Origin of the sequence: Lentilactobacillus parakefiri, assembly GCF_002157585.1 — a bacterium.
In the GTDB taxonomy this organism is placed as follows: domain Bacteria; phylum Bacillota; class Bacilli; order Lactobacillales; family Lactobacillaceae; genus Lentilactobacillus; species Lentilactobacillus parakefiri.
Window position 1 is genome coordinate 1 of record NZ_BDGB01000015.1, and the last position, 471, is coordinate 471.

The 471-nt window shown below is 42.5% G+C and carries 1 pseudogene; it reads left to right on the top strand.

Going from position 1 to position 471, the window contains the following annotated elements:
• Nucleotides 1–471: pseudogene (locus LPKJCM_RS00855) on the top strand (IS30-like element ISPp1 family transposase); the annotation flags it as partial.

The following is a 471-nucleotide window of genomic DNA, read 5'->3' on the forward strand; positions in this document are numbered from 1 at the left end:
AGCAAAAAATTCTCAACCATTTACGTCTAAGCTGGTCACCAGGAATGATTGCTCACGAATTTAAACTAGCTACTAAATCTATTTATAATTGGCTAAATCAGGGGAGAATTGGTTTCTCCTTGAATGATCTACCTGAACATGGCGTACGCCAACGGCGTAACGTTGACCAACGATCCAAATATAATCAATCTTTGGGGCGATCAATTGAACAGCGTCCCATGATGATTAATCAACGTAAGCGCATCGGCGATTTTGAACTAGATACAGTCGTTGGTCCTCGTGGGCATAGTAAGGCAGTTTTATTAACTTTAATCGATCGAAAATCACGGTTCCTTTGGGCATACCGGTTAAAAGATCGGACGACAGCGACTGTTAATGAAGCACTAACTAAGTTCCTAACCACTTTTAATGGTCCGGTGCACAGCTTTACTGTGGACCGTGGCACTGAGTTTAGTGGGCTAGTATCACTTG